At 72.7% G+C, this 25,272-nt stretch carries 21 protein-coding genes and 1 pseudogene; 11 read left to right on the plus strand and 11 right to left on the minus strand.

Annotation, left to right across the window (positions count from 1 at the left end; translation table 11 throughout):
- Window positions 1–135 precede the first annotated feature (135 nt).
- The gene (locus IF00_RS46670) at window positions 136–2,349 is read left to right on the plus strand and encodes a protein kinase domain-containing protein (protein WP_245234389.1); all 2,214 of its coding nucleotides are present in this window, start codon (window positions 136–138) and stop codon (window positions 2,347–2,349) included.
- A 9-nt stretch (window positions 2,350–2,358) separates the two neighbouring features.
- Here the strand turns inward: IF00_RS46670 and IF00_RS0101290 are convergent, their stop codons facing one another.
- Genes IF00_RS0101290 through IF00_RS0101300 form a run of 3 tightly spaced genes read right to left on the minus strand, consistent with a single transcriptional unit; the run spans window position 2,359 to window position 5,786 of the window.
- Window positions 2,359–3,105 (minus strand): succinate dehydrogenase/fumarate reductase iron-sulfur subunit, encoded by a 747-nt coding sequence (locus IF00_RS0101290; protein WP_030313200.1) that lies wholly within the window; start codon window positions 3,103–3,105, stop codon window positions 2,359–2,361.
- Complete coding sequence (locus IF00_RS0101295; protein WP_030313201.1) at window positions 3,102–5,057, minus strand: fumarate reductase/succinate dehydrogenase flavoprotein subunit; 1,956 nt, start codon at window positions 5,055–5,057, stop codon at window positions 3,102–3,104. Before IF00_RS0101295 ends, IF00_RS0101290 begins: the two co-directional genes overlap by 4 nt.
- Window positions 5,058–5,060: 3 nt before the next feature.
- Window positions 5,061–5,786 (minus strand): succinate dehydrogenase, encoded by a 726-nt coding sequence (locus tag IF00_RS0101300; RefSeq protein ID WP_078944486.1) that lies wholly within the window; start codon window positions 5,784–5,786, stop codon window positions 5,061–5,063.
- Between the two features lie 97 nt (window positions 5,787–5,883).
- On the opposite strand from IF00_RS0101300, the gene IF00_RS0101305 reads away from it, so the two are divergent.
- Entirely contained in the window at window positions 5,884–6,795 is a 912-nt protein-coding gene (locus IF00_RS0101305) for a LysR family transcriptional regulator (protein ID WP_030313203.1), read from the plus strand.
- Between the two features lie 108 nt (window positions 6,796–6,903).
- Entirely contained in the window at window positions 6,904–9,078 is a 2,175-nt protein-coding gene (locus IF00_RS0101310; RefSeq protein ID WP_030313205.1) for a TerD family protein, read from the plus strand.
- Between the two features lie 141 nt (window positions 9,079–9,219).
- Here IF00_RS0101310 and IF00_RS40830 read toward each other — a convergent pair.
- Together IF00_RS40830 and IF00_RS0101320 are read right to left on the minus strand one after the other, a co-directional pair.
- A pseudogene (locus IF00_RS40830) lies at window positions 9,220–11,384 on the minus strand (putative bifunctional diguanylate cyclase/phosphodiesterase).
- Window positions 11,381–12,193, minus strand: coding sequence for an SAM-dependent methyltransferase (locus IF00_RS0101320; RefSeq protein ID WP_030313207.1), 813 nt, complete (start codon window positions 12,191–12,193; stop codon window positions 11,381–11,383). The pseudogene IF00_RS40830 and the gene IF00_RS0101320 overlap by 4 nt, the downstream one beginning before the upstream one ends.
- 556 nt (window positions 12,194–12,749) lie before the next feature.
- Between IF00_RS0101320 and IF00_RS45510 the strand changes: the two genes are divergently transcribed.
- The 3 genes from IF00_RS45510 (at window position 12,750) to IF00_RS0101340 (ending at window position 15,053) form a co-directional block, all read left to right on the plus strand.
- Window positions 12,750–13,511 carry a hypothetical protein gene (locus IF00_RS45510; protein ID WP_209439722.1) on the plus strand — a complete coding sequence of 254 codons (762 nt, stop codon included), beginning with the start codon at window positions 12,750–12,752 and terminating at the stop codon, window positions 13,509–13,511.
- 51 nt (window positions 13,512–13,562) lie between these two features.
- Entirely contained in the window at window positions 13,563–14,327 is a 765-nt protein-coding gene (locus tag IF00_RS0101335; protein WP_030313211.1) for a bestrophin-like domain, read from the plus strand.
- A 168-nt stretch (window positions 14,328–14,495) separates the two neighbouring features.
- Complete coding sequence (locus IF00_RS0101340) at window positions 14,496–15,053, plus strand: hypothetical protein (RefSeq protein WP_030313213.1); 558 nt, start codon at window positions 14,496–14,498, stop codon at window positions 15,051–15,053.
- Between the two features lie 115 nt (window positions 15,054–15,168).
- On the opposite strand, the gene IF00_RS0101345 is transcribed toward IF00_RS0101340, so the two are convergent.
- Entirely contained in the window at window positions 15,169–15,687 is a 519-nt protein-coding gene (locus IF00_RS0101345) for a hypothetical protein (protein ID WP_030313215.1), read from the minus strand.
- 423 nt (window positions 15,688–16,110) lie between these two features.
- Here IF00_RS0101345 and IF00_RS0101350 point away from each other — a divergent pair, with 423 nt between their 5' ends.
- Entirely contained in the window at window positions 16,111–16,770 is a 660-nt protein-coding gene (locus IF00_RS0101350) for a class F sortase (RefSeq protein WP_030313217.1), read from the plus strand.
- Between the two features lie 135 nt (window positions 16,771–16,905).
- Here the strand turns inward: IF00_RS0101350 and IF00_RS0101355 are convergent, their stop codons facing one another.
- Window positions 16,906–17,760, minus strand: coding sequence for a polysaccharide deacetylase family protein (locus IF00_RS0101355; RefSeq protein WP_245234390.1), 855 nt, complete (start codon window positions 17,758–17,760; stop codon window positions 16,906–16,908).
- A 105-nt stretch (window positions 17,761–17,865) separates the two neighbouring features.
- Here IF00_RS0101355 and IF00_RS0101360 point away from each other — a divergent pair, with 105 nt between their 5' ends.
- Window positions 17,866–18,327 (plus strand): universal stress protein, encoded by a 462-nt coding sequence (locus IF00_RS0101360; protein WP_030313221.1) that lies wholly within the window; start codon window positions 17,866–17,868, stop codon window positions 18,325–18,327.
- Window positions 18,328–18,457: 130 nt separating this feature from the next.
- Here IF00_RS0101360 and IF00_RS0101365 read toward each other — a convergent pair whose 3' ends face one another.
- A complete protein-coding gene (locus tag IF00_RS0101365; protein WP_030313223.1) occupies window positions 18,458–19,672 on the minus strand; it encodes a CapA family protein in 1,215 nt (404 codons plus the stop codon).
- A gap of 270 nt (window positions 19,673–19,942) precedes the next feature.
- Between IF00_RS0101365 and IF00_RS0101370 the strand changes: the two genes are divergently transcribed.
- From IF00_RS0101370 to IF00_RS0101380, 3 genes are all read left to right on the plus strand, one after another.
- Window positions 19,943–20,500, plus strand: coding sequence for a sigma-70 family RNA polymerase sigma factor (locus IF00_RS0101370; RefSeq protein ID WP_030313225.1), 558 nt, complete (start codon window positions 19,943–19,945; stop codon window positions 20,498–20,500).
- Window positions 20,501–20,504: 4 nt separating this feature from the next.
- Window positions 20,505–20,918 (plus strand): PaaI family thioesterase, encoded by a 414-nt coding sequence (locus IF00_RS0101375; RefSeq protein WP_030313227.1) that lies wholly within the window; start codon window positions 20,505–20,507, stop codon window positions 20,916–20,918.
- Between the two features lie 275 nt (window positions 20,919–21,193).
- Window positions 21,194–21,697 (plus strand): hypothetical protein, encoded by a 504-nt coding sequence (locus IF00_RS0101380; protein ID WP_030313228.1) that lies wholly within the window; start codon window positions 21,194–21,196, stop codon window positions 21,695–21,697.
- 38 nt (window positions 21,698–21,735) lie between these two features.
- On the opposite strand, the gene IF00_RS0101385 is transcribed toward IF00_RS0101380, so the two are convergent.
- From IF00_RS0101385 to IF00_RS40840, 3 genes are all read right to left on the minus strand, one after another.
- Complete coding sequence (locus IF00_RS0101385; RefSeq protein WP_030313230.1) at window positions 21,736–22,944, minus strand: histidine kinase; 1,209 nt, start codon at window positions 22,942–22,944, stop codon at window positions 21,736–21,738.
- Window positions 22,941–24,680 carry a sodium/solute symporter gene (locus tag IF00_RS0101390; protein WP_030313233.1) on the minus strand — a complete coding sequence of 580 codons (1,740 nt, stop codon included), beginning with the start codon at window positions 24,678–24,680 and terminating at the stop codon, window positions 22,941–22,943. Before IF00_RS0101390 ends, IF00_RS0101385 begins: the two co-directional genes overlap by 4 nt.
- Before the next feature lie 81 nt (window positions 24,681–24,761).
- Entirely contained in the window at window positions 24,762–25,178 is a 417-nt protein-coding gene (locus IF00_RS40840) for a DUF485 domain-containing protein (RefSeq protein WP_030313235.1), read from the minus strand.
- Window positions 25,179–25,272: the final 94 nt, after the last annotated feature.

Consider the following 25,272-nt stretch of genomic DNA (forward strand, 5'->3'; position numbering starts at 1 on the left):
AAAGTGATCATTCTGTGAATGATCTTTCGATGCGGGGTGCACCGTGTGGCGGAGCCCACGCCCCAAGACTGTCCTGATCCGGACTCCGCCGCCCGGTACGCTCTCTCGCACACGAGGCCGGGGGACGGGGACGACGTGGCATTACGGGACAACGACCCACGCCGGATCGGCGGGTACGCGCTCCACGACCGGCTGGGAGCCGGCGGGATGGGAACCGTCTTCCTGGCGCAGGCGGACTCGGGGCGGCCCGTCGCGTTGAAGATCGTGCACGAACAGTTCGCCGCCGACCCGGAGTTCCGCACGCGCTTCCGCCAGGAGATTCGGGCGGCGCGCCGGGTCAGCGGCGCGTTCACCGCACCGGTCGTCGACGCTGACCCCGACGCCGCACGGCCGTGGATGGCGACGACATACGTCCCCGGGCGGACGCTCCGCGACCGCGTCGACTCCGAAGGGCCCCTCTCCGGGACGGAGTTGCGCGTCCTCGCGGTGGGCCTGGTCGAGGCGCTCCGCGAGATGCACCAGGTGCGCGTGATCCACCGTGACCTCAAGCCCGACAACGTCCTGCTCACGGACGACGGCCCCCGGGTCATCGACTTCGGCATCTCCCGGGCGCCCGATCACCGCACCATGACGGTCACCGGCCGCATCCTCGGCACACCTCCGTTCATGTCCCCCGAACAGCTCTCCGCCCCGCACCGGGTGACCTCGGCGACGGACGTCTTCTCCCTGGGCGCGGTCCTCTGCTACGCGACGACGGGCAAAGGACCGTTCGACGGCGGAAGCCCGTACATGACGGCGTACAACGTGGTCCACGAGCCGCCGGAGGTGGCGGAACTCTCCGGCACCGTCCGGGAGATCGTCCAGTGGTGCCTGACGAAGGACCCGGCGGAACGTCCGGGCCCCGACGACCTGCTGACGGCGTTCCGCACGGTGCCGGAGATCGAGTGGGGCCGCCGCCCACCCCTTCCGACGGTGGCCGGGCCGCACCCGCCCTCGCCCACCGAGCAGGCCCGCCGTCCCCGGTTCCGGCCCCGTCGGCAGGCCCTGGTGGCCCTGGCGACGGTGGTCGCCCTCGTCGCGGGGACGGGCGCGTACATGGGGTGGCGGGACATGACCGCACCGGACGCCGCGGGCAGCGGCGGGCCGTCGGCCCCTGTCACCTCCCCGGCATCCCGCACGCCACAGGCACGGGTGCCGGACGCCTCCGTACTGGCGGCGAGCACGGCGTACAGCCCGGTGTACGGGGGTGATCCCGGCACCACCCACGCGTACGCCGACGCCCCCGGGCGCCGTCCGAAGGGCTGGCGGGCGTGGGCCGTCGGCACAGAGCTGAAGGGCTGTGTGTTCGTCGACGCGTCACTGGTCTGCACGGCACCGCACGACGTGACGCGGAAGGGAAGGCTCGTCCGGGTCGACGCGGCCACGGGACGCACGATCTGGTCGGTGCCGGCGGCGGTCGCGGAGGGGTGGGAGCCCGCGGTCGTCGGCGGGACGATCGCCGTCTCCACCACGGGCGGCCTGCGGGCCGTGGCCCTCTCCGACGGACACACGCTGTGGACCCGCGAGAAAGGGGACACTGTCGGCCGGCTGACCGCGTCCGGCGGAGTCTTCTACGGAGCGACGTTCGACGGGACCGTGTTCTCCGTCGACGCCGCCACCGGGGATCCGCGCTGGCGGCGCCCCGGAGTCGTCCAGGGGATCGGGTATCCCCGGGTGCGGATCTCGGGCGACCGCGTCCACGTCCTCACCATCAAGGACCCTCTCTCGGACGCGCAGACCGTCCTGAGCCTGCGCACGTCGGACGGCTCGACCGTGGCGACGACGGCACTCCGGCGACCGTGCTTCCCCTGGGGGCTGACGGTGGTTCCGCCGCGCGACGGGGGCCAGCCCCCGGCCTACTTCTGCTGGGCGATGGGCGGCAACGGGCACCTTGTACAGCGGTCCGGCCGGAAGGAAGCCGAACTGGACCTCGCGAACCGGGGAATCGCCTCGCTCACGGTCGCCGAGCGCGGCCTGTTCGGCGTGGTCGAGGCCGATCGCCCGGACCACTCGTTCGCCCAGCTGGACGGCGTCACGGGCGGCCCGCTCTGGCAGCTGCCGCTCGGCCTCGCCTGCGGGCCGACCGACGCTCCCCCGGTGGTGACAGGTCAGCGGGCCTACGTCGTGTGCGGTACCGCCGGTGTCGTCGTCGACCTCACCCGGCACACCCTGACCGCCCGCTTCGTGCTGCCCGCGGGGATGAGCGACGCGGGCAACAGCGAGGCGGGGGTGATCGTGGCGGGCGGCCTCCTCTACGTCCAGACCCTCAAGGGCTGGGCGTCCCTCGACCCGTACGCCACACCGCTGTGACCCCGCCCCCTACCCCTTCACCTTCCTCCGCGCCCGGAGCCACTCCTTGTTCATGGCGGAGATCGACGGCAGCGGGATCCCCTTCGGGCAGGCCGTCGCGCACTCCCCCGTCAGGGTGCATCCGCCGAAGCCCTCCGCGTCCATCTGGGCCACCATGTCGAGGACCCGGGTCTCGCGTTCCGGGGAGCCCTGGGGCAGCACGTTGAGGTGGTTGACCTTGGCGGAGGTGAAGAGCATCGCCGAACCGTTGGGGCAGGCCGCCACGCACGCGCCGCAGCCGATGCACTCGGCGTGCTCGAAGGCGGAGTCCGCGTCCGCCTTGGGGACGGGGGTCGCGTGCGCCTCGGGGGCCGAGCCCGTGGGGGCGGAGATGTAGCCGCCGGCCTGGATGACGCGGTCGAAGGCGGAGCGGTCGACGACCAGGTCCTTGACGACGGGGAAGGCGGAGGCCCGCCAGGGCTCGACGTCGATCGTGTCGCCGTCGTGGAACGACCGCATGTGGAGCTGGCAGGTCGTGGTCCGCTCCGGCCCGTGCGCGTCGCCGTTGATGACGAGGCTGCACGCGCCGCAGATCCCTTCGCGGCAGTCGTGGTCGAAGGCCACGGGGTCCTCGCCGCGCAGGATGAGGTCCTCGTTGAGGGTGTCGAGCATCTCCAGGAACGACATGTCGGCGGAGATCCCGTCCACGTCGTAGGTGGACATCGCGCCGGGGGTGTCGGCGTTCCGCTGGCGCCAGACGCGCAGGGTGAGCCTCATGCGTAGCTCCGCTGGGTGGGGTGGACGTACTCGAAGGTGAGGTCCTCCTTGTGGAGGACGGGGGCCGTGCCGGTGCCGCCGAACTCCCAGGCCGCCGCGTACGCGAACTCCTCGTCGTGCCGGGCGGCTTCGCCGTCGGGCGTCTGGGACTCCTCGCGGAAGTGGCCGCCGCAGGACTCGGCGCGGTGGAGCGCGTCGAGGCACATCAGCTCGGCGAGTTCCAGGTAGTCGACGATGCGGTTGGCCTTCTCCAGCGACTGGTTGAACTCCCGGCCCGTTCCGGGGACCTTGATCCGGCTCCAGAACTCCTCGCGGATCTCCGGGATGCGGGCCAGTGCGGTCCGCAGGCCCGTTTCCGTCCGGGCCATCCCGCAGTACTCCCACATGAGTTCGCCGAGTTCGCGGTGGAAGGAGTCGGGGGTGCGGTCGCCGTCGACGGCGAGGAGGAGGTTCAGCCGGTCCTCGGTCTCGGCGAGCACCTCCTTCACGGCCGGGTGGTCGTCGGTGACGGGCTCCGCGTGGGGGTGCCGGGCGAGGTAGTCGTTGATGGTGGCCGGGAGGACGAAGTAGCCGTCGGCGAGGCCCTGCATGAGGGCGGAGGCGCCGAGCCGGTTGGCCCCGTGGTCGGAGAAGTTCGCCTCGCCGATGGCGAAGAGCCCGGGGACGGTGGTCTGGAGGTCGTAGTCGACCCAGAGTCCGCCCATCGTGTAGTGGACGGCGGGGTAGATCCGCATGGGGACCTCGTACGGGTTCTCGGCGGTGATCCGCGCGTACATGTCGAAGAGGTTCCCGTACTTCTCCTCGACGGCGGCCCGGCCCATGCGGCGGATCGCGTCGGCGAAATCGAGGTAGACGCCCTGCCCGCCGGGGCCGACGCCGCGGCCCTCGTCGCAGACGTTCTTCGCGGCGCGGGAGGCGATGTCACGCGGGACGAGGTTGCCGAAGGAGGGGTAGATCCGCTCCAGGTAGTAGTCGCGCTCGTCCTCGGGGATGTCGGCCGCGGCGCGGGTGTCGCCCTTGGCCTTGGGGACCCAGATGCGGCCGTCGTTGCGGAGCGACTCGCTCATCAGGGTCAGCTTGGACTGGTGGTCGCCGGTGCGCGGGATACAGGTGGGGTGGATCTGGGTGAAGCAGGGGTTGGCGAAGTACGCGCCGCGCCGATGGGCCCGCCAGACGGCGGTGGCGTTGGAGTTCATGGCGTTCGTCGACAGGTAGAAGACGTTGCCGTAGCCGCCGCTGGCGAGGACCACCGCGTCCGCGTAGTGGGTGGAGATCTCGCCGGTGATCAGGTCGCGGGCGACGATGCCGCGGGCCCGCCCGTCGACGACGACCAGGTCGAGCATCTCCGTGCGGGCGTGCATCTCGACGTTTCCGGCGGCGATCTGCCGGGACAGCGCCTGGTAGGCGCCGAGGAGGAGCTGCTGCCCGGTCTGGCCGCGGGCGTAGAAGGTGCGGGAGACCTGGACGCCGCCGAAGGAGCGGGTGTCGAGGAGTCCGCCGTACTCGCGGGCGAAGGGGACGCCCTGGGCGACGCACTGGTCGATGATCTCGACGGAGATCTGGGCGAGCCGGTGCACATTGGACTCGCGGGCGCGGAAGTCGCCGCCCTTGACGGTGTCGTAGAAGAGACGGTGGATCGAGTCGCCGTCGTTGCGGTAGTTCTTGGCGGCGTTGATGCCGCCCTGGGCGGCGATGGAGTGGGCCCGGCGCGGGGAGTCCTGGAAGCAGAACTGGACGACGTGGTAGCCCTGTTCGGCGAGGGTGGCGCCGGCCGAGCCGCCTGCCAGGCCGGTGCCGACCACGATGATGCGGTGCTTGCGACGGTTGGCGGGGTTGACCAGCCTGGCCTGGAAGCGGCGGGTGTCCCAGCGTTCGGCGACGGGTCCTGCGGGGGCCTTGGTGTCGGTGATCGGCTCACCGGTGGCGTAGGCCGCGAATTCGGTGGAGGTCATGGATCAGCTCACCACTCCGGTCATGACGGCGACGGGGACGGAGACGAAGCCCGCGGTCAGGACGAGCGCGAGGGTGTCGGCGAGGCCTCGCAGGAGGCGCTCGCGGCGGGCGCTGCCGACGCCGAGGGTCTGGGCGGCGCTCCAGAAGCCGTGCCGGACGTGGAGGCCGACGGCGAGCATGGCGACGATGTAGATGACGTTGCCGTACCAGGTGGAGAAGGTGTCGACGACGTTCTGGTAGGGCTTGCCCTCCTCGAAACCGCCGGGGTGGACGGTGCCGGTGGTCAGGTCGAGGACGTGCCAGACGATGAAGAGGGCGAGGATGATCCCGCCCCAGCGCATGGTGCGGGTGGCGTACGAGGAGCGCTTGCGGCGGTGGACGTACGCGATGGGGCGGGCCCGCACGTCTCGGCGGCTGAGCTGGTACGCGGAGACGGCGTGGGCCACGACGGCGGCGAGGAGCACGATCCGGACGAGCCAGAGGGCCCACTCGTGGTGCAGGACGGGGGCGCCCATGACCCGCAGCCAGTGGCCGTAGGCGTTGAACTCCTCGGGGCCGAAGAAGACCTTCAGATTGCCGGCGACATGGGCGACGAGATAGCCGAGCATGAGCAGCCCGCTGACTGCCATGACCGTCTTCTTGCCGAGGGTCGACGACAGGAATCCGCGTGACGGTGTGGGGGACGGCGGGCGGCCCGCCGTCCGGTCCCTCGTGGGTGCCAGAGCCATGCTCACGACGCTAGGGCCGAAGGGCCCCAGAGGTCCAAGACATGGTCCGGCTGATCTCGATAGGCCTACCCTATGAAGGTCGCCTACCCTGGTGACCATGCAGTTCCAGCAGCTCCTCTACTTCGTCGCCGTGGCCGAGACCCGTCACTTCACCCGGGCCGCCGAACGCGTCCATGTCTCGCAGCCCTCGCTCTCCCAGCAGATCAAAGCCCTGGAACAGGAGTTGGGCGCCGAGCTGTTCAGCCGAGCCCGGGGGAACATCACGCTCACCGACGCGGGTGAGGCCCTGCTGCCGCTCGCGCGCCGGATCCTCGCCGACACGGAGACGGCCCGGATCGAGGTGCAGGAGCTGGCCCAGCTGAAGCGGGGCCGGGTACGGCTCGGCGCGACGCCGAGCCTGTGCACGGGGCTGCTGCCGGACGTCCTGCGCACTTTCCACGACCTGCACCCGGGGATCGAGCTCCTCATCGAGGAGGGCGGCTCGCACGATCTCGTACGGGAGCTGGCCCGCGGGGCCCTCGACCTGGCGCTGGTGGTGCTGCCGCTGCCGAGCCCGTCACCGGCCCTGACGACGGTGGAGCTGCTCCGGGAGGACCTGGTGGTCGTCTCCTCGGCCTCGGCCCCGGCGCCACGCCGCCCGGTACGGATCACCGACCTGCGGGACCAGCCGCTCGTGATGTTCCGGCACGGCTACGACCTGCGGGAACTGACCGTGGCGGCCTGCCGGGCCGAGGGCTTCGAGCCGGCGTTCACGGTCGAGGGCGGTGAGCTGGACGCGGTCCTCGGGTTCGTACGGGCCGGGCTCGGGCTGGCGGTCGTCCCCGCGATGGTGGCGGCGCGGGCGGGCCGGGACCTCCGCGTGACCGCCCTGGCCCGGCCGGGCCTGCGCCGGACCATCGCCCTGGCGCACCGGAGCGACGTCGCACCGCCGAGGGCGGCGCGGGAGCTCCAGCGGATGCTGCTGACCTCGCGGCGGAGCGGCCCGGACCGGGCGGCGGGCACCGGCTGAGGGGGTCGTCGCCCCGGCCCCCGCCGCTCCTCCCTCACCCCGGTCCCCCCTCCCGCACCCCCGTAAATCCGCGTGCGACAGACCGTCGGCGGCTGCGAGCATGCCTCCATGGTCCACGCTCTCGAACACCTGGTCGTCCGGCACACCCGCCGTCTCCCCTCACCCGCCGGTCCGGCCGGGGACGGGGCCGTCGCCGCGCGCAGGTTCGACGCGGCCCTGATGACCGCCGGGTTCAAGCTGTCGGGCGACCTGGTCGAGCGCCTGTCCGGGCTGGCCGGTCCCACGGTCGTCGAGACCGCCGTCCGCACCCTCGCGACCGTCCGTGAACTCGTCGGCGACCACGTGCGGCACAACGTCTACTTCGTCGACTTCCCGGACAACGTGCCGGACACGCTCGACTTCTGGAGGGCGTGCGTGGCCGAGGCGCTCGCCGACGACGGCACCCGCGCCCGCACCGTCGAGCAGCTGAGCGCCGGCGTCCTCGACCTGCTGACCCTCCCCTCGTACGGCCGCTACCGGCACACGTACGAGGAGATGCTCTCCGTCCACGACGAGCTGATCGCGGCGGCCGGCGACCGGCTGACGGTGCTGCACCTCGGCGCGGACGCGGACACCGAGGTCACCGCGCTGTATCTGGCCCTGGCCGGCAGCTCGACGCCACTCGGCGAGGAGCATCTGCGTGATCTGGCCGTGCTCGCCGAGCACTGCGCGGACGGCCCGCAGCCCGAGACGATCACGGTCCGGGAGAGCCGCGCCGTCGTCAACCACGCCCGGCTTCGGGTGGGCGCGACGCCGCTGCTCGACACCGTGACCGACGTGCTGCGGCTGGCCTGCGTCCTCGCGGACGGCGATGTCACCCTGCGCGAGCCCACCCGTTTCCGGGCGCTGTCCCGTCCCCACCGCCGCGTCCTGCTGGCGGGTCTCGACGCGGTGGTGGCCGCGTCCCCGGCGAAGCTGTCGGACGTGTCCGCGCACGCGGAGGCGTGGAAGCGCCTCGGGGAGCGCCTGCACCCCCACGAGTACCCGCACTGGCCGTACGCCGCCGAGGTGTTCGCCGTCGCACGGGGCGAGCGGAAGGCGCCGTCGTTCGACAGTCGCGTGGAGGAGCTGCTGGAACGAGGGGAGGTCGCGGGCGCTGCGGAGCTGCTGGCCGCCGCCCCGGGCCGGCTGTTCCGCGCTCTGGATCGGCTGCTGCGCATCGCGGCGGAGGGCAAGCAGCGGGAGGCGGTCCTCGCGGCCGTCGAGCGGGCCGCGCCGGAGGTGTCGAGCCGAGTCGTCCTGTCGGTGCGCGAGCACCTGCAGAACCGCGCGGGCGGGAGCGGCGGCGTGCGCAGGGTCTTCGTGAACAGGGAGGGCAAGGCGTGGGTCGCCGACGACACGCGTCCGCCGCTGGAGGACAGCGACCGCGAGCGGCTCATCGCGGTGCTCGACGCCGAGACCCGACGCCGGCTCCCCTCCTCCGGGCACCTGTTGATCGACCCGGACGTCCTGGCCGTGGCCCTGCCGTTGAGCGGACGGGCGGCCTCGGCGGGGCTCGGCGTGCTGCCGCGCGGCTCGGTCTCGCCGGTCGAGGGGGAGCTGCTGCGTTTCTTCACGTACTGGCGGGAGGCGCGGCACACGACCGACCTCGATCTGTCGGCGCTCGTCCTGGACGCGGACTACTCGACCGTGACCTGGCTGTCGTACACGGCCCTGACGGACGTCGAGGGCCGGCACTCGGGTGACATCACCGAAGCCCCGGACGGGGCTTCGGAGTTCATCGATCTGCGGCTCGGAGCGGTACGGGGCACGTTCATCGTGCCGCAGGTGCACGTCTTCTCGGGTGAGGGCTTCGACCAGGTGGCGGAGGGCTTCTTCGGCTTCATGCTGCGCGAGTCCGAGCAGCGTGGCCGGCCGTTCGAGCCGCGTACGGTGCGCATGAAGTCGGATCTGCGCGGCCCCGGCCGGGTGGCGTTGCCGCTCGCCTTCCGCCGGGACGACGAGGGCCGCTGGCACGCGCACTGGCTGCACCTGTACCTGAGGGGAACGCCGTCGGCGAACCAGGTCGAGGGGCACCGGGTGTCGATCGCGGTCCTGCTGCGAGGCCTGATGGGACGCACGTCCCTGACGGTCGGTCACCTCGTGGCGCTGATGGAGGAGTCGGGCGTGCGGACGACCCTGTGGGACGGCCGGACCGTGCCGGACGCCCCGGTCACCTACATCGGTCTGGAACGGCCGGACGGTCTCGCCCCCGGCTCGCGGGTGTTCACCCCGGAAAATCTGCGCGACCTGCTGCCCGCCTGAGTGTTACGGTCTTTCCGGGGCGAGGCCATGGAGAGGCTTCCTTCTCATACTCCAATGAAATAGCCTCTCCGCTTTCCTCCCCCGTCTCTCTTCCCGGCCTCCCCGCTTCGCGCGGGGAGGCCGGTTTCGTACGTCCGGGTCTCAGACCGCGTCCGCCAGGAGCAGCGAGTGGATGCGGTCCGGGGCGCCGGGGCGGGCGTAGTACCAGCCCTGGGCCGTGTCGCAGCCGAGGTCGCGGAGCTGGCGGGCCTGCGCCCCGGTCTCCACGCCCTCGACGGTGACGGCGAGTTCCAGGCTGTGCGCCAGGGAGACGATCCCCTCGACGATCTTGAGGTCGACCGGGTCCACCGGATGCTGCTGCATGCCCCGGGTGAAGGAGCGGTCGAGCTTGAGGACGCTCACCGGCAGCCGGCGCAGATTGGCCAGGTTCGAGTAGCCGGTGCCGAAGTCGTCGAGCGCGATGTCCACGCCCATCTCGGCGAGCTGCCGCAGCGGCTTGAGCAGGTCCTCGTCGGCGCCGATGAGCGCCGATTCGGTCACCTCCAGGCAGAGCGCGCCCGGTTCGAGCCCGGACCGTTCCAGGACGTCGACGGTGTCGGCGACCAGGCGCGGATGGTGGAGCTGCGTCGGGGAGAGGTTGACGTTGATCCGCAGCGGTCCTCCGTCGGCGTGCCGGGCCTGCCAGAAGCGGGCCTGACGCACGGCCTCCTGGAGCACCCAGCGGCCGAGCGGCACGATGAGCCCGGTGTCCTCGGCGAGCGGGATGAACCGGTCGGGGCCGAGCACTCCGTGCTGCGGATGGCACCACCGTACGAGCGCCTCGGCGCCGTGCACGCTGCCGTCGTCGAGGTGGACGAGCGGCTGGTACTCGATGAAGAACTCGCCGCGTTCCAGCGCGGTCGGCAGCGCCGTGGTGAGGCCGTGCCGGGTGATGGCGCGGGCGTCTGCCTCCGGGTCGGCGAGCTCGAAGCGGTTGCCGCCGGCGGACTTGGCCCGGTACATGGTGATGTCGGCGCTCCGCAGCACCTCGGCCGGGGTGCGTTCGCCGGCCGGGCCCTCGACGACGCCCAGGCTGCCGCGGACGGTCAGTTCGCGGCCGTCGATGCGGAGGGGGTGGCGAGGGCGGCGAGGATGCGGTCGGCGAGTTCGGTGACGTCCTGTTCGCCGGCGGCACCGGTGGTGAGGGCGACGAACTCGTCGCCGCCGAGCCGGGCCACCATCTCGCCGGCGCCGGTGACGCAGCTCTGCAGCCGGTCGGCGACCTCGACGAGGAGCCGGTCTCCGGTGGAGTGGCCGAGGCTGTCGTTGATGACCTTGAAGCCGTCGAGGTCCAGGTAGCAGAGGCCGAAGCGGGCGTTGTCGCCGGGCGCGAGGGCCTTCTCCAGGCGCTCGAAGAACAGGGTCCGGTTGGGAAGCCCCGTCAGCGCGTCGTGGGTGGCCTCGTACCGCAGGCGCAGATGGAGCAGGCGCCGCTCGGTGGTGTCTTCCATGAGGGCCAGCTGGTACTGGGGGTTGCCCTCGGCGTCGCGGAGGAGCGAGACGGTGAGGTTGGTCCAGAGAACCGTTCCGTCTCCGCGGTAGTACGGCTTCTCCACCCGGTAGTGCTCACGGTCGCCGCGGACCAGCTCGTCGTACAGCTTCCAGACGTGCGGGCCGTCCTCCGGGTGGACCCACTCGCTGACGTTCCGGCTGCGCAGCGGCCCCTCCATTCCGCCGAACATCCGGGTGAGGGTCTCGTTGACCTCCAGGACGTTGCCGTCGAGGTCGGCGATGCCGATGCCGATCGCCGCCCCGTCGAAGACCGCCCGGAAGCGGCTCTCGGTGGCGTGCAGGGCGATCTCGGCGGCGCTGCGGGCGGAGAGCGCGGAGCGCGCGATGGCCTCCTGCTCGGCCCGGGTCCGCTCGCGCAGGGCCTGGGCGTAGCCGGTGGCCATCGCGTGCTGGAGCCGGGCGCAGCGGGCCCGGAGCTCCTCGGCCGGCAGGTCCGACTCCGTACCGCAGTAGAGCACCAGGTACGAGTCCACGACCCCGAGGCTGCGGCCGAGGGCGTCCGGGTCGGTGCAGTGGGCGGCGACGAGCGCCGCGCCGGTGCGCTGGGCCGGGGCCGTGTCGAACGGCCGGGCGTGCAGCGCCTCGTTCAGGGTCCGCGCCAGCGGCAGCAGATGGACCTCGAACTCGGCACGGGTCAGCGAGGTGGCGGTCACCGGGAAGATGGCACGGCTCCAGATGGTGACGAACCGCCTGAGTCTGTCCTCCGGGCCGTCGGCTTCGGCAACGCCGCCGGACGGCTGAGACGGGACCTTCACGCCTTGCGCCCCACCCCTGCGAAACCGGAGAAGGCGTAGGGATCCTCCTCCTCGACCGGACTGTCCGGACGCCAGCCGGGCATCGGGACGAGGCCGGGCTCGATCAGTTCGGTGCCCTCGAAGAAGCGGGTGATCTCGGCACCGGAACGCATCACCAGCGGGTTGCGGATGTTCCGGTATACCCCGACGGTGCCGCCGGCCTGCTCCTCGGAGAGCGGAATGCCCTCGTACGAGGCGTGGGTGAGCACCAGGAGGCTGCCGGGCGCGAGGGCGTCGAGCAGTTCGGTGACGGCCTCGTACGGCCGGTCCTCGTCCTCCAGGAAGTGCAGGACGGCGACGAGGAGCAGCGCCACCGGCCGCTCCAGGTCGAGGAGTCGGGACACCTCGGGACTGTAGAGGATGTCGGCCGGCTTGCGCAGGTCCGCGGCGACGACGGCGGCGCCCTCGTCGCCCTCCAGGACGGCGCGGCTGTGGGCCACGGCGACCGGGTCGTGGTCGACGTAGACGACGCGGGCCGCGGGGTCGGCGGTCCGGGCGACCTCGTGCACATTGCCGAAGGTGGGTATGCCGGACCCGATGTCCAGGAACTGGGTGACGTCGTTGTCAACGGCGTGACGGACGGCGCGCCGCATGAAGGCACGGTTCGCCTGCATGATCTTGGGCAGGCCAGGCATGAACTCCATGGCCTTGCGCGCCGCTTCCCGGTCCACTTCGAAATTGTGCGAGCCGCCCAGATAGAAGTCGTACATACGGGACACGCTCGGCACCGAAATGTCGATACCAGGCGGAGCCCAGGCGGGACGCTCCATCAATGTCTCCAACAAGTCGCCATGGGGGATGCGGCCATGTGTTCGCGGCCGGTGTTCGAGGTGAGGCTACTGATCGCCCGCCGAGAGAGCGAGTAGAAACGGAAATTAGCGGTCCGTTCTTGGTCACACGCCATTGGCACGTGCTCTCGGGAACGAAGAGTTCACGCCTTCCGACTGTGCAAATTCACGTGCATATGAGTGTGCGTCGGCTCTTCGGCCGAGTGCGGCCGCCCCGCGGTGGACGCCCAGGTCCCGCCCGTACCTCGGTTGTTGCTGCCGGAGGGGTCTGGTCGCCGGTGCAGGATGCCCCCTTCTCCTTCCCCTCCGACAGGGCGACAACCGGACAGTTATCGATCCGAGGCCGGAACGGACCCGGTCCGCCGCCTTCCGGAATCCATCCGCCCGGCGATACACGGGCATTGAGCCCCGCCGAGTCTCCCCGGCCGGCTTCGAGTGAGGCGAAACGTCAAACCAGTGCGACCGAAGATCCGCTCCATCCGGCGAATCCCAGGTGTTTCCGCCCCGGCCCACCGCAGCCGTGATCAAGCTCGACGGCGTGTCTCTGTACGGATCACTCCTCGCGCGGCCGCTGGCGGCCCTCGGACTGGTGTGGCTGCTCGCCACCCCGGTGCCCGCCGCCGCGGACGCCTGCGCCCACGCCTCGACCGGCCCGGGCGGTTCCCACGTCGCGGTGGCGATCGCCGTCGACGGGCCCGTCGACGCTCGCGGTGACGGCGACTCAGGGAAGGGCAAGGGCCCCCACGGGAAGGGCCACGGCAAGGGCCACGGCAAGGGAAAGGGCAACGGGCACGGCCATCACCACCACCCGAAGCCCTGCCCCACCGAGCCGCCGCCGCCGTGCCCGTCGCCCACGCCCCAGCCGACGCCCACGCCCTCCCCCACACCGAAGCCGACGCCGACACCCGAACCGCCGTCCCCCTCCCCGTCCCCGACGCCCTCGCCCTCCCCCAAGCCGGAGCCGCCCCCGCCACCGCCCACCTCTCGTCCACCCCGGCCCGTGCCGAAGCCACCAACCGCCAGGCCGGCGCCCCGACCGGAACCGCCGGCCCCGGCGCCGCCGACCACGAGGCCGCCGGAGCCCGCGCCCGCGCCGCCTCCCCCGCCGCCGAGCCCGAGCCCGACGCCGCCGCCCACCGTGCGGCCCCGCGCCCCGGCGCCCGGCCCCGTCGCGCTGCCCCACTACCGCCGCGCCTCGCGCCCCCAGCCGAAGAACGGCACCTCGGTCGTCACCGCGACCCTCATGATCACCGCGCCCGCGGTGCTCGCGACGGCGATCCTGCGCCCCCGGTCCAAGTGACCGGCCGTCGCAACGACCCCTCTGCCCCTCTGAGTCCCGCACGAGGAATCCATGTCTGAATGGCTTGTTCTCACCCTTGCGATGGCTGCCGCGTGCGCCGTCGTCCTCACGATCGTCGTCATCAACAACCGCCGGATCCCGGAGGACGACGATCCGAGCGAGACCCCGGACGTCATCGAATACATGACGATGATGATCGGCGTGATCTACGCGATCGTCCTCGGTCTCGCCATCGCCGGTGTCTGGGAGGCCCGTGGCGCCGCCCAGGAGACCGTGCGGCAGGAGGCACAGGCGATGCACGAGATCTCGGCACGTGCCGAGGTGTACCCGCAGGCGGTCCGTGAGCGCATCCGCGCCGATGTCGACGCGTATGTCGGCTATGTGGTCAACGACGAGTGGACGTACATGGCGGAGAACGGCGAGCTGAGCGAGGAGGGCACCGCGCTCCTGGAGAAGGTGCGGCGCAGCGTCACCGACTACCGGCCCGCCGACGACTTCGAGGGACAGGCGTACCAACCGCTGGTCGACCAGGTGGCGGTGGCCGACGACGCCCGGGGGGCCCGCGGGCAGAACGCGGGGGCGACCATGCCGGGGGTGGTGTGGTTCGGCCTGATCATCGGCGCCCTGGTGACGGTCGGCCTGATCTTCACCCTGCAGATCCGCAGGACCGGGCGCGAACTGCTGCTCGCCGGACTCTTCAGCGTGCTGATCGCCTTCCTGCTGTTCCTCATCTGGGACTTCGACGCGCCGTTCGGCCGGGGCATCTCGGCCACCGCCGCGCCGTTCACCGATCTGTTTCCGCAGCTCACACCGTGAGGCGACACGGCCGGGTGGGCCACTAGGGGGACATGCATGCCCCATTCGCACGTCTGGGATCGCGGCTGTGGTAGTGCGCTTCTAGCGTTTCGGACATCGAGGTGTACGCACGGTCTTTCGCGGAAACCCCCTTTCCGCGGCTGCCCCTCGGGACCCGGAGGATTCACCATGCGCGCGATACGTGCCGCGACCACTGCCCTGCTGGGGGCGGCCGCCCTCGCCCTGGCCGCCCCCACCGCCGTCGCGGCGGACGGTGCTCCCGCACCGAACCCGCGAGCGGCACGGGCGAAGGCACCGGGCGATTTCGTCGTGTCGCCCTCGGTCGTCGCGCCGGGCGGCCGGGTGACGCTGAGCGCCCCCGGCTGCGCCAGTACGGCGACGGCCTCGGCCGGCATCTTCGACACCGTCACCATCGCACCGGGGTCGGCGGCCATCGCCACCGTGGACGCGGACGCCCGACGAGGCGCCGTGTACACGGTGTCGTTCAACTGCACGGGCGGGATCTCGGACACCACGACCCTGACGATCAGCGGCGTTCCGACCGCCACCCCGACGATCAGCTCCACCATCCTCACTCCCCCGCGCGGGGTGCAGGGCGGTCTGGGCGGTTCGGTGGGCGGCGTCGAGCCGCTCCAACTGGTCGCCGGAGGTGCACTCGTGCTCGCCGCGACCGTCGGTGGCGTGTACGTGGTGCGTCGCCGGTCCGGCGCGACCCGTCGTCACTGAGCGGCCGGTCGTGGCCGGTCCGGTGCCGGGCGTCCGTGGACGCCCGTCGCCCCCGGGTCCCGGCAGGGACTCGGGGGCGACGGGCAGGGCGGGCCGGACCGGGAGGTTCGACCGGTCAGACCCCCGCACCGGTCATACGGCGACGACGGACGATGAAGAGCCCGCCGCCGAGCGCGGCGGCGGCGACCAGGCTGCCGCCGACGGCCATCTCCGTGGAGGTGGGGGCCATCGAGCCGCCGAGACCGCCCTGGGCGCCGCGGCCCGGGAGGACCCGGAACGGCTCCGTGACCACGTTGGAGCCGCCGTTGCACCTGACGGCCAGGTTGTAGTTGCCGGGAGTGGCGTTGTTGTAGACGCGGGCGACGGCCGTGGAGACGCCGTTGCCGCCCGAGAGGGTGGCGTCCGGGAAGGCGTTGGACGTGACCGTGCCGCCACGGTTGCAGCCCCTGGCGGTGATCGTGAGCGTCGACCCGGGGTGGACCTCGAAGGGGCTGACGGTGACGTTGCTCGGGGTGTTGTTCGAGCCACCGCTGACGACGTTGCCCGGACCGTAGGTGGCGGCGGCAAGGGGGGCCGCGAGGCCGACCGCCGCGATCGCGGTGGCGGTCACCGCCAGAGTGCGTGCAGCACGCATGGTTGAACCTCCAGTGGAAGACGCCCCAAAGCGGTGCTCCGGGAGTGTCGACGAGTACGCCTTCCATGACGAACCATCACAAGTCAGAGCGAGCTGCGCATTTCGGCACTGGTCCACCTCGGTGAGGCGACACGCCCGGAATCGGACCCCCGAAGGGGGAGGAACCGCAGGTCAGGGCTGATCGAGCCGCTTATCTGACGATTACTCGGATGGGTCAGCCCCGAGTCACCCACCTGTCGGCTGCCCGTCACCCGGGGCGCGCTCCCCACTGCCCCGGGCGCGCACGGCAGGAGGGGCGTCGGCGTACCCGCGTACCCGCGCTCCGACACCCGTCCGGCGGTGGCCCCCACCCGTTCGCCCCGTCCGGCGCGACGGCCCGTCAGGTCGCCCTTACCGTTCTGACGACGCCACGAAGGGAGAACCATGCCCCCGAAGGACTTCCGCGTCCTCCAGCGCAGGAGACGCCGCCCCTGGGGCGTACTGGCCCTCGCCATGCTGTCCGGGATCGCGATGATGCGCAACGGAGTGGACGTCGCGCTCGGGCCTCCGCAGCCCGCCGCGGCGGCCCGACCGGTGGCGCGTCCCGTCGCGCCGCAGGACGCGGCGACCGAGGGCCTTGAGCCGCTGCCGTTCGCCCCCGCCTCCCGGATCAAGATCCCGGCGATCCAGGTCGCGGCCCCGATCATGGACGTGGGCCTGGACCCGGACGGCTGGGTGGCGGCCCCGCCGCCCCAGGACGCCAACCTCGCCGGCTGGTACCAGAACGGCATCTCCCCCGGCCAGCGCGGCACCGCGGTGGTCGTCGGTCACGTCGACAACGCGCAGGGCCCCGCGGTCTTCTACGGCCTGGGCTCCCTGGAGAAGGGCCAGCACATCGAGGTCGAGCGATACGACGGCCGGGTCGCGGTCTTCGAGATCTACGGACTCGAGGTGTACGCGAAGGACAACTTCCCGGGCGTGCAGGTGTACGCCGACACCGGTGAGCCCGAACTGCGGGTCATCACCTGTGGCGGCGGCTACACGCGCGCGCGTGGCTACGACGGGAACGTCGTCGTGTACGCGCGGATGGTCGGCTCCCGCTAGCGGGACACGGGGAAGGGCCCCGGCACCTGGTGGTGCCGGGGCCCTTCCCCGTTCCAGGACCCCTTCCCGTACCGGAGCCCGTTACGCGGCCGCGCCCGAGCCCACGCCCCGCCCCTGCCGCGCGGACCCGAGCGGTCAGCGCCGGGGGACGGTGATGTGGTAACCCGCGTCGAGGAGTTCGGGCAGATAGCGGCGGAGCGCGGTCACGCTCTGGGCGCGGTCGCCGCCTGCGTCGTGGGAGAGGACGACGGCGCCGGGCGCGGCGCCGTCGAGGACGCGGCGGACGATCGTGTCGGTGCCGGGCTCCTTCCAGTCCAGGGTGTCGACGGTCCAGGCGAGCGGCTCCATGCCGAGCTCGGCTCCGATCTCGAAGGAGTGGCGGTTCCAGGCCCCGTAGGGCGCGCGGTACCAGAGCGGGGCCGCCCCCAGGGTCCGTTCGACGACCTCGCTCGTGGAGCCGAGCTCGTCGCGGATGCGGGAGGGCCGCAGTTCGGGGATGAGGGGATGCGACCAGGAGTGGTTGCCGACCACGTGTCCGTCCGCGGCCATCTCGCGCAGCAGGTCCGGGTTCTCGACCGCCATCTCGCCGCAGACGAAGAACATGGCCCGGCAGTCGTAGCGGCGCAGGGTCTCCAGGATGCCCGGGGTGTAGCGGGGGTCCGGCCCGTCGTCGAAGCTGAGCACCATCGAGCGGCCGACCCCGGACAGGCTGAGGAACGGCCGCTGCCGGACCGGCGGCACCGCCCGCCGGAACGCCGGGGGCGCGTACGCGGTCATCGGCTGGAGCCGGTACGAGCTGGGGCGCAGCCGGGCGGCCTGCGCCTGCGGGCCGGCGGCGGGTCCCGCACCCCGGCGGGGCGGAGCCGGAGGCGCGGCGGTCCCGCCGGCCCGTTCGGGCGCCGCGAGCCGGTCCGCCGCGATGACTCCGACCGTGGCGGTGGCACCGAGGGCAGCGGCAAGCCGAAGCACCGCACGGCGACCATGGGGCATCTGATCCTTTTTCATGACTAATGGTTCATACGGATGAGGCCCGGCGCGGCTCATCGACACCGGCCGTCCGGTCGAAAGCACCCGATGAGCCGATAATCTCGAAGGGTGAGCGAACAGCAGCCCGGTCGGTTCGAACGCGGTACCGACGGTCCGAAAGTGATCATGGCGGGAGTCGACGGATCCGACTCCTCGCTGCGCGCGGCGGCGTACGCGGCCGGGCTCGCGCGGCGGCAGAACGCCCTGCTCGCGCTCGTCTACGTGCAGCCGGTGATCGCGGCGGGGGCCGCCATGGGCGCGCCGATGGCGGGGACCACCGAGGAGATCGCCCAGGAGCTTGTCGCGGAGATCCGTGCGTCGGCGGAGCGCGTGAAGGACCTCTGGCGGATGCGGTGGGAGTTCCACACCTTCCGGGGCGACGCCTACGCGGGCCTGGTCCGGGCGGCGGAGGAGCTGACGGCGGACGCCGTGGTGGTGGGCGCCTCCGAGTCGGCCGGACACCGGTTCGTGGGCTCCGTGGCCGTGCGGCTCGTGAAGGCGGGCCGCTGGCCGGTCACCGTCGTACCGTGACCGACCGGCCGCTGCGGTGCCCCGGCTTCACGCCGCGACCCGCCGGCCGCTGCGTACCCGGGCTGCACGCCGCGACCGGCCGGTCGTTGCGGTGACGGGGCCGCGACCGGCCCGGGTGGCCGGTGGCGGTCTACCTGCCCATCACCAGGCCGTCCGCGGCCGCGCCGCGGCTGAGCACCACGCGCCGGACGGTGTCCCGGATCTCGGTGTGGCGTGGGTCGGAACCGTCGGCGGCGCCGAGGTTGACCACCCGGCCGCGTCCGGTGTCGAACCACTGGGGGACGAACTCGGCCTTGGTGACCTCCCAGCGCCCGCCGGGGGTCCTGGGCGGGCCGAAGGTGAAGCGGCCGATGGTGCCCTGGTTGCCGCGGGGGTCGTAGGCGCCCTCGTGGTTGATCATGTCCCCGGCGATCTGGTCACCCATCCCGTAGACGATCCAGGTGCCGTTGACCTTCTCGTACGCCTGCGGGACATGGGCGTGCGTTCCGATGATCAGGTCGATGTCGGGGCGGCCGCCGCTCTGTGAGGCGGTGAGCGCCCGGCCGAGCGTGAGCTGCCGCTCGTCGGGTTCGGTCTGCCACTCGCTGCCCCAGTGGGCGCTGACCACGACCACGTCGGCGCCGGCCGCGCGGGCGGCGCGGGCGTCGGCGATCACCTTCTGTTCGTCGAGTGTCCGCACCGCCCACGGCTGTCCCTCCGGCATCGGATAGCCGTTGGTGCCGTACGTGTAGGCCAGCTGGGCCACGGTGGCGCCGCCCGCCGTGAGCAGCGTGGGCTTCGCCGCCTCCTCGGCCGTACGCGCCGAGCCGGCATGGCGGACACCGGCCCGGTCCAGCGCGTCGAGGGTGCGGGCGAGGCCCGCCGCCCCGTCGTCGAGGGTGTGGTTGGAGGCGGTGGAGCACGAGTCGTAGCCGGTGGTCTTGAGCGCGGCCGCGACCTCGGGCGGCGATGTGAAGGCGGGGTAGCCGGTGTAGGGCCCGCCGTCCTCCCCGTACACGGTCTCCATGTGACAGATGGCCAGGTCGGCGCGGGAGACGACCGACTTCACCCCGGAGAGCATCGGCGTGAAGTCGTAGCCGCCCCCGACCGCGTCCTGAGCCGCGCGGCGGATGATCGAGTCGTGCGGGAGGACGTCTCCGGAGGCCACGAGGGTGAACCCGGCGGGCGCGGACGCCCCGCCGGGCGCGGCGGAGGGGGCGGCGGGCTGCGGGGATCCCGGTCGCCCGCTCGTGACCTCGGGGCTGCGAGCTCCCCCGGCCGGACCGCTCCCGTCGCTGCATCCGGTCGCCGCGAGCAGGAGGGCGGCGAGCGCCACCACGCCCGCGGGTCTGGCGCGTGAGGTCATGTCGGCACTCCGCCCAATTCGTAGGATGAACATCCGTTCATACGAATTGATCTCGCAGTAAAGCCGCAGTCAAGGGTCAAGGCCGCAGAACCTCCGGAACCCCGCTGAAACGGACGCAGTGACTCCGGTCGACCGCCTCGTGACCGCTCGCCGTACCATTCGCCGCTCGGTGCGACCGTTCGTCGCAGACCGTTGTCCGTTCCCTGTCCCTCGTCGTCCGAATGGGTTCCGATACGCCCCGGACGACGAGCCGCAGGAGAGGCGGGGAGCATGACAACGGCGACCACCGACGAACGGACCCTCGAGGAGCTGCAGCGGGACCACGGCCCCGCACTCCTCTCCTTCCTGCTCGGCCTCACCTACGGGGACCGCCAGCGGGCCGAGGACCTCGCCCAGGAGACCCTGGTACGGGCCTGGCTCCACCCCGAGGCCTTCGACGGCCCCTACGAGTCGATGCGCCCCTGGCTCTTCACCGTGGCCCGCCGCCTCGCCATCGACGCCCGGCGCTCACGCCTCGCCAGGCCCGCCGAGATCGGGGACGGCGTCCTCGCGGTGACCCCCGACCCCGACGACGCCACCGCCTCGGCCGAGGCCGCGCTCGACGTACGGGCGGCCGTCCGCGAACTGAGCCCCGAGCACCGGGCGGTCCTGGTCCGGATCTACTTCCACGGCCTGACCGTCAACGAGGCCGCCGTCGACCTCGGGATCCCGGCCGGAACCGTCAAGTCCCGCTCCCACTACGCACTGCGGCAGCTGGGCCGCTCGCTGCCCGGCTACCGGCCGCACCGCGCGGCCGTTGCCCGGCCCCGCGTCACGGCCTCACAATGACGCCGTGACGCTGACACTCGCCGCCGCAGAAAAGATCCTCGCCGACAACTTCGCGCCCTGGGTGCTCGATCTCGGGCTCACCGTCGCATCGGTCGACGGCCAGGAGGCCGTGCTCCGGCTCCCGTGGTCGGACCGGCTCGCCCGGGAGGGCGGGGGCCTGTCCGGGCAAGCCCTGATGGCCGCCGCCGACACGGCGACCGTGATCGCGGTCGCCGCGGCCCGGGACGGCTTCGTGCCCATGACCACCGTCCAGCAGTCGATCAGTTTCCAGCGGGCGGTCGTCGGCGCCGACGTCCTGGTACGGGCCCGGCTCACCAAGGCGGGAAAGCGGATGGCCTTCGCCGACATCACCATGACGGCCGAGGGCACGGAGGAGACCGCGGCCCACGCGACCGCGGTGTACGCGCTCCTCGGCTGATTCGCCACTCCCCGGCCGCCACCCCGGCGGCCGGCGGAGCGGGTGCCTCCGCAGCTGCCGCCGACGTGGGCTCAGGCGCTGCCGGAGACACCTCCTCCGCCCCGTGCACCACCCGGGACATCAGAAACCCCACCGGCACCGATCCGGCCGGGAAACGTATCCGAAACCACACGGGCGAGTTGAGCAAAGCGGGACACGCGGGCGCCCTCCACGGAGGAAGCTCTCCCCGGGTCCCACACGTCCGGGTCCCCGATGTCCGGGAGAAGGTGGGAGCGTTGCGCCCCGAGAGCACGAACGGCGCCGGCGGCACGAGTGGCGGCGAACTCGCCGTCCCGATGGCCTGGCTGTGCGCCGAGTACCTGGCCGACGAGGTGCTGCGGGCCGCCGCCCTCGTGGCACCCGGCTCACTGGAGTACCGGGCGGGCCTCCAGGCGCTCGCCCTCACCGTCCACCTCTCGGAGGAGCCGGACGGACCGGTGGGCGGCCGGCCCGCGGGCCGCGTCGACGAATGGCTGCGGCACACGGCGTACGACCGGCCCTGGCCGCCCTGGGTCGAGGAGCGGCTCGCGGCGCGCCGCGCGGCCGGCGGCGACGGCCCCGACCTCGCGCTCGCGGAGACCGCGTGGCGCGGTCTGCGCGACACGTGGGTCCGCGCCGCCGACCTCGACGGCCGGACGGACGACGAGTCCGGCTGCGCGGTCGACGAGGAGGAGCAGATCTGGCTGCCCGCCTGGAAGCTGGGCCTGCCGCTCGCCCATCTCTCGCTGCACCTGCGCTGACCCGGCCCCCTGCCCGGTCCCTACCCGGCCGTCCCCGGTCAGGGTGACGAACGGTGCACGCCCTGACGGTACTTGGGGATCCGTACCGTCACCTTCATCCCCGCGCCGACCCCCGTCTCGATGACGAGGCCGTACTCCGCCCCGTACACCTGGCGCAGCCGCTCGTCCACGTTGGAGAGGCCGATGCCGGAGCCCGCGGGGTGCTCCCCCCGCAGGACAGCCCGGAGCAGCTCCGGGTCCATGCCGATGCCGTCGTCCTCGACGGTCACCACGGCCTCCGCCCCCGCGTCGCGGGCGGCGATCGTGACCCGGCAGCCCCGCTCCCGGTCCTCCAGTCCGTGCTTCACGGCGTTCTCCACGAGGGGCTGGAGGCACAGGAAGGGCAGGGTGACCGGGAGGACCTCGGGGGCGATCTGCAGCGTCACCTTCAGCCGGTCCCCGAAGCGCGCCCCGGCGAGCGCCAAGTACTGCTCGATGGACCGCAGTTCGTCGGCGAGCTGGGCGAACTCGCCGTGCCTGCGGAAGGAGTATCGGGTGAAGTCGGCGAATTCGAGGAGGAGTTCGCGCGCCTGCTCCGGGTCGGTGCGCACGAACGAGGCGATGGCGGCGAGGGAGTTGAAGATGAAGTGCGGGGAGATCTGCGCGCGCAGCGCCCGGATCTCGGCCTCCACGATGCGGGTGCGCGAGCGGTCGAGTTCGGCGAGCTCCAGCTGTACGGAGGCCCAGCGGGCCACCTCGGTCGCGGCCCGCACCAGGACGGCCGACTCCCGCGAGCCGTAGGCGACGAGCGCGCCGAGGACACCGTCCTCGCCGGTGAGCGGGGCGATCACCGCCCAGCGCAGCGGGCAGGCGGGGTCGGCGCAGTCCGTGTGCACGGACCGGCTGCGGCCGGTCTCCAGGGTCTCGGCGGCCTGTTCCGGGACGTGCGCCCGGTGATGGTCCTCGCCCGGTCCGTCCCAGGCCAGGACGGCGCCCCGGTCGGTGAGACAGAGCGCCTCGGTGCCGAGCAGCGAGCGGAGGGTGCCGGCCGCCCTGCGCGCGGTCTCCTCGGTGAGCCCGGCGCGGAGCGGCGGCGCGGCGAGTGAGGCGGTGTGCAGGGTGTGGAAGGTGGCCCGTTCGACGGGTGTGCCGAGGTCGGGATCGGCAGAGCGGCCACCGCGCCGGGCGGCGAGCCGCCCGAGGACGAAGCCCGCGGCGAGCAGCACGGCTCCGGCGGCGGCCGCGGCGGCGAGGGCGATGCCGCTCATCGGCGGACCTCGTGGGCGGGTCCGGGGACGGTGCCGATGATCTCCTCCGGCAGATGAAGGCGGGCGAGGAGCGCCGGAGTGCCGGACGGGACGCGGCGGGGTGTGGCCAGCGAGACCAGGACCATGGTGAGGAAGCCGAGCGGGACCGACCAGACCGCCGGCCAGGCCATCAGGGTGTGCGGCCAGCCCTCGGGGGCGAGCCCCGCCCGGGTCGCCATCACGGCCGCGAGCGCCGAGCCGCCGCCCAGCAGCAGCCCGGCCGTCGCGCCGGGCGGGGTGAGGCGCCGCCACCAGATGCCGAGGACGAGCAGCGGGCAGAAGGAGGAGGCGGAGACGGCGAACGCGAGGCCGACGGCGTCGGCGACCGGCACCTTCGAGGCGAACACCCCCACGGCTAGCGGTACGGCGGTGGCGAGCAGGGTCGCGAGACGGAAGTGCCGTACGCCCCGGGAGGGCAGCACGTCCTGGGTGAGGACTCCGGCGACGGACATGGTGAGCCCCGAGGCGGTGGAGAGGAAGGCGGCGAAGGCGCCGCCCGCGAGGAGCGCGCCGAGGAGGTCGCCGAGCAGCCCGCCCAGGATGCGGTCGGGCAGCACGAGCACGGCGGCGTCGGCGGAGCCGGTGAGGGCGAGCTCGGGGGCGTAGATCCGGCCGAGGGCGCCGTAGAGCGGTGGCAGCAGGTAGAAGGCGCCGACGAGTCCGAGCACGACGAGGGTGGTGCGGCGGGCCGCCCGGCCGTTCGGGCTGGTGTAGAAGCGGACGGCGACGTGCGGCAGGCCCATGGTGCCGAGGAAGGTCGCGAGGATCAGCCCGTACGTGGCGTACAGCTGGTGTCCGTCGCGGCCGCCGGCCAGCGGCTGGGACCAGCCGAGCGGGTCGGTGCCGCTGGCGACCCTCTCGGGCAGTGCCGCTCCCGGGGCGAAGGCGAGGGTCGTGCCGCCGAGGACGTGATGGGTGCCGGGGGCGAGGGTCACGGTCCGCTTCTCGTACGGGACCGAGTCGACGCTGCCGGTGACCGTGAGGGTGAGCGGGGCGTCGAGCCCGATCCGTACCGTGTCGGCGACCTTGACGACGGTGTGACCGCGCAGCACGGCGGGGGCGTCGAAGCGGGCCCTGGGCGCCCCGTCGCCGTACCAGGCGGCGAGCAGGAAGAGGACGGGGACGAGCAGGGCGGTCAGCTTCAGCCAGTACTGGAAGGCCTGCACGAACGTGATGCTGCGCATGCCGCCCGCGGCGACCGTCCCGGTGACGACGAGGGCGACGAGCAGTCCTCCGACCCAGTCGGGGGCGCCGGTGAGGATCTCCAGGGTGAGCCCGGCGCCCTGGAGCTGGGGCAGCAGATAGAGCCAGCCGATGCCGACGACGAAGAGGCTGGCGAGACGGCGCACCTGTGGGGATTCGAGGCGGGCCTCGGCGAAGTCGGAGAGGGTGTACGCGCCGGAGCGGCGCAGCGGGGCGGCGACGAGGACCAGCAGCACGAGGTAGCCGGCGGTGTAGCCGACCGGGTACCAGAGCATCGCGGGGCCCTGGACGAGGACGAGCCCGGCGATGCCGAGGAAGGAGGCCGCGGAGAGGTACTCGCCGCTGATGGCGGCGGCGTTGAGGCCGGGCCGGACGGTGCGCGAGGCCACGTAGAAGTCGGAGGTCGTCCGGGAGATCCGCAGGCCGAGCGCCCCGATGAGGACGGTGGCGAGGACGACGGCGGTGACGGCCGCGACGGCGTAGGTCTGGTTCACGCGGCGCCCGCGTGCGGATCGCTCGTACGGGTCCTGTGTCTCGGGGTCCGGTGCTTCCGGGGCTCGTTCATGGGGCGCGTCTCAGCGTTCGACGAGGCCGGTGAAGTCGCGCTCGTTGCGTTCGGCGCGCCGGACGTACCAGTGGGCTGTCCCCCAGACGACGGGGTACACCCCGACACCGAGGGCGAGCCAGACGAAGGCCTCGGGGGCGGGCAGGGCGAGGAGCAGCGGCAGCGAGCCGACGAGCAGCGCGAGCGCGCCCAGGGCGGTGAGGGCGGCGCGCAGCTGGCTGCGCATCAGGGAGCGGACGTAGGTGTGGCCGAGGGTGGTCTGCTCGTCGATCTCGGAGCGCGCCGGCGGATGGACGGCGTGGCGCCGGGCGGGGCCCGGCACGGTCGTCCGGGCGCCGTGGGCGGAGGCGTACGTGACGGTCTCGCGGCGGGGTCGGCGCTGGGGGTCCCCTCGGCCGGGGGCCGGGGGAGGGTGCTGCTCGGACATCGTCGTCCGCTTCGGTCGGAAGGAGCGGCCGTCGGGCCCGGGTCGCGTGGAGTCTACGCAGGTGGGAGCGCCTGCGGTAGGGGGCGGCGCGGGT

The organism is Streptomyces flavochromogenes (assembly GCF_000717595.1).
Lineage (GTDB): Bacteria > Actinomycetota > Actinomycetes > Streptomycetales > Streptomycetaceae > Streptomyces > Streptomyces flavochromogenes.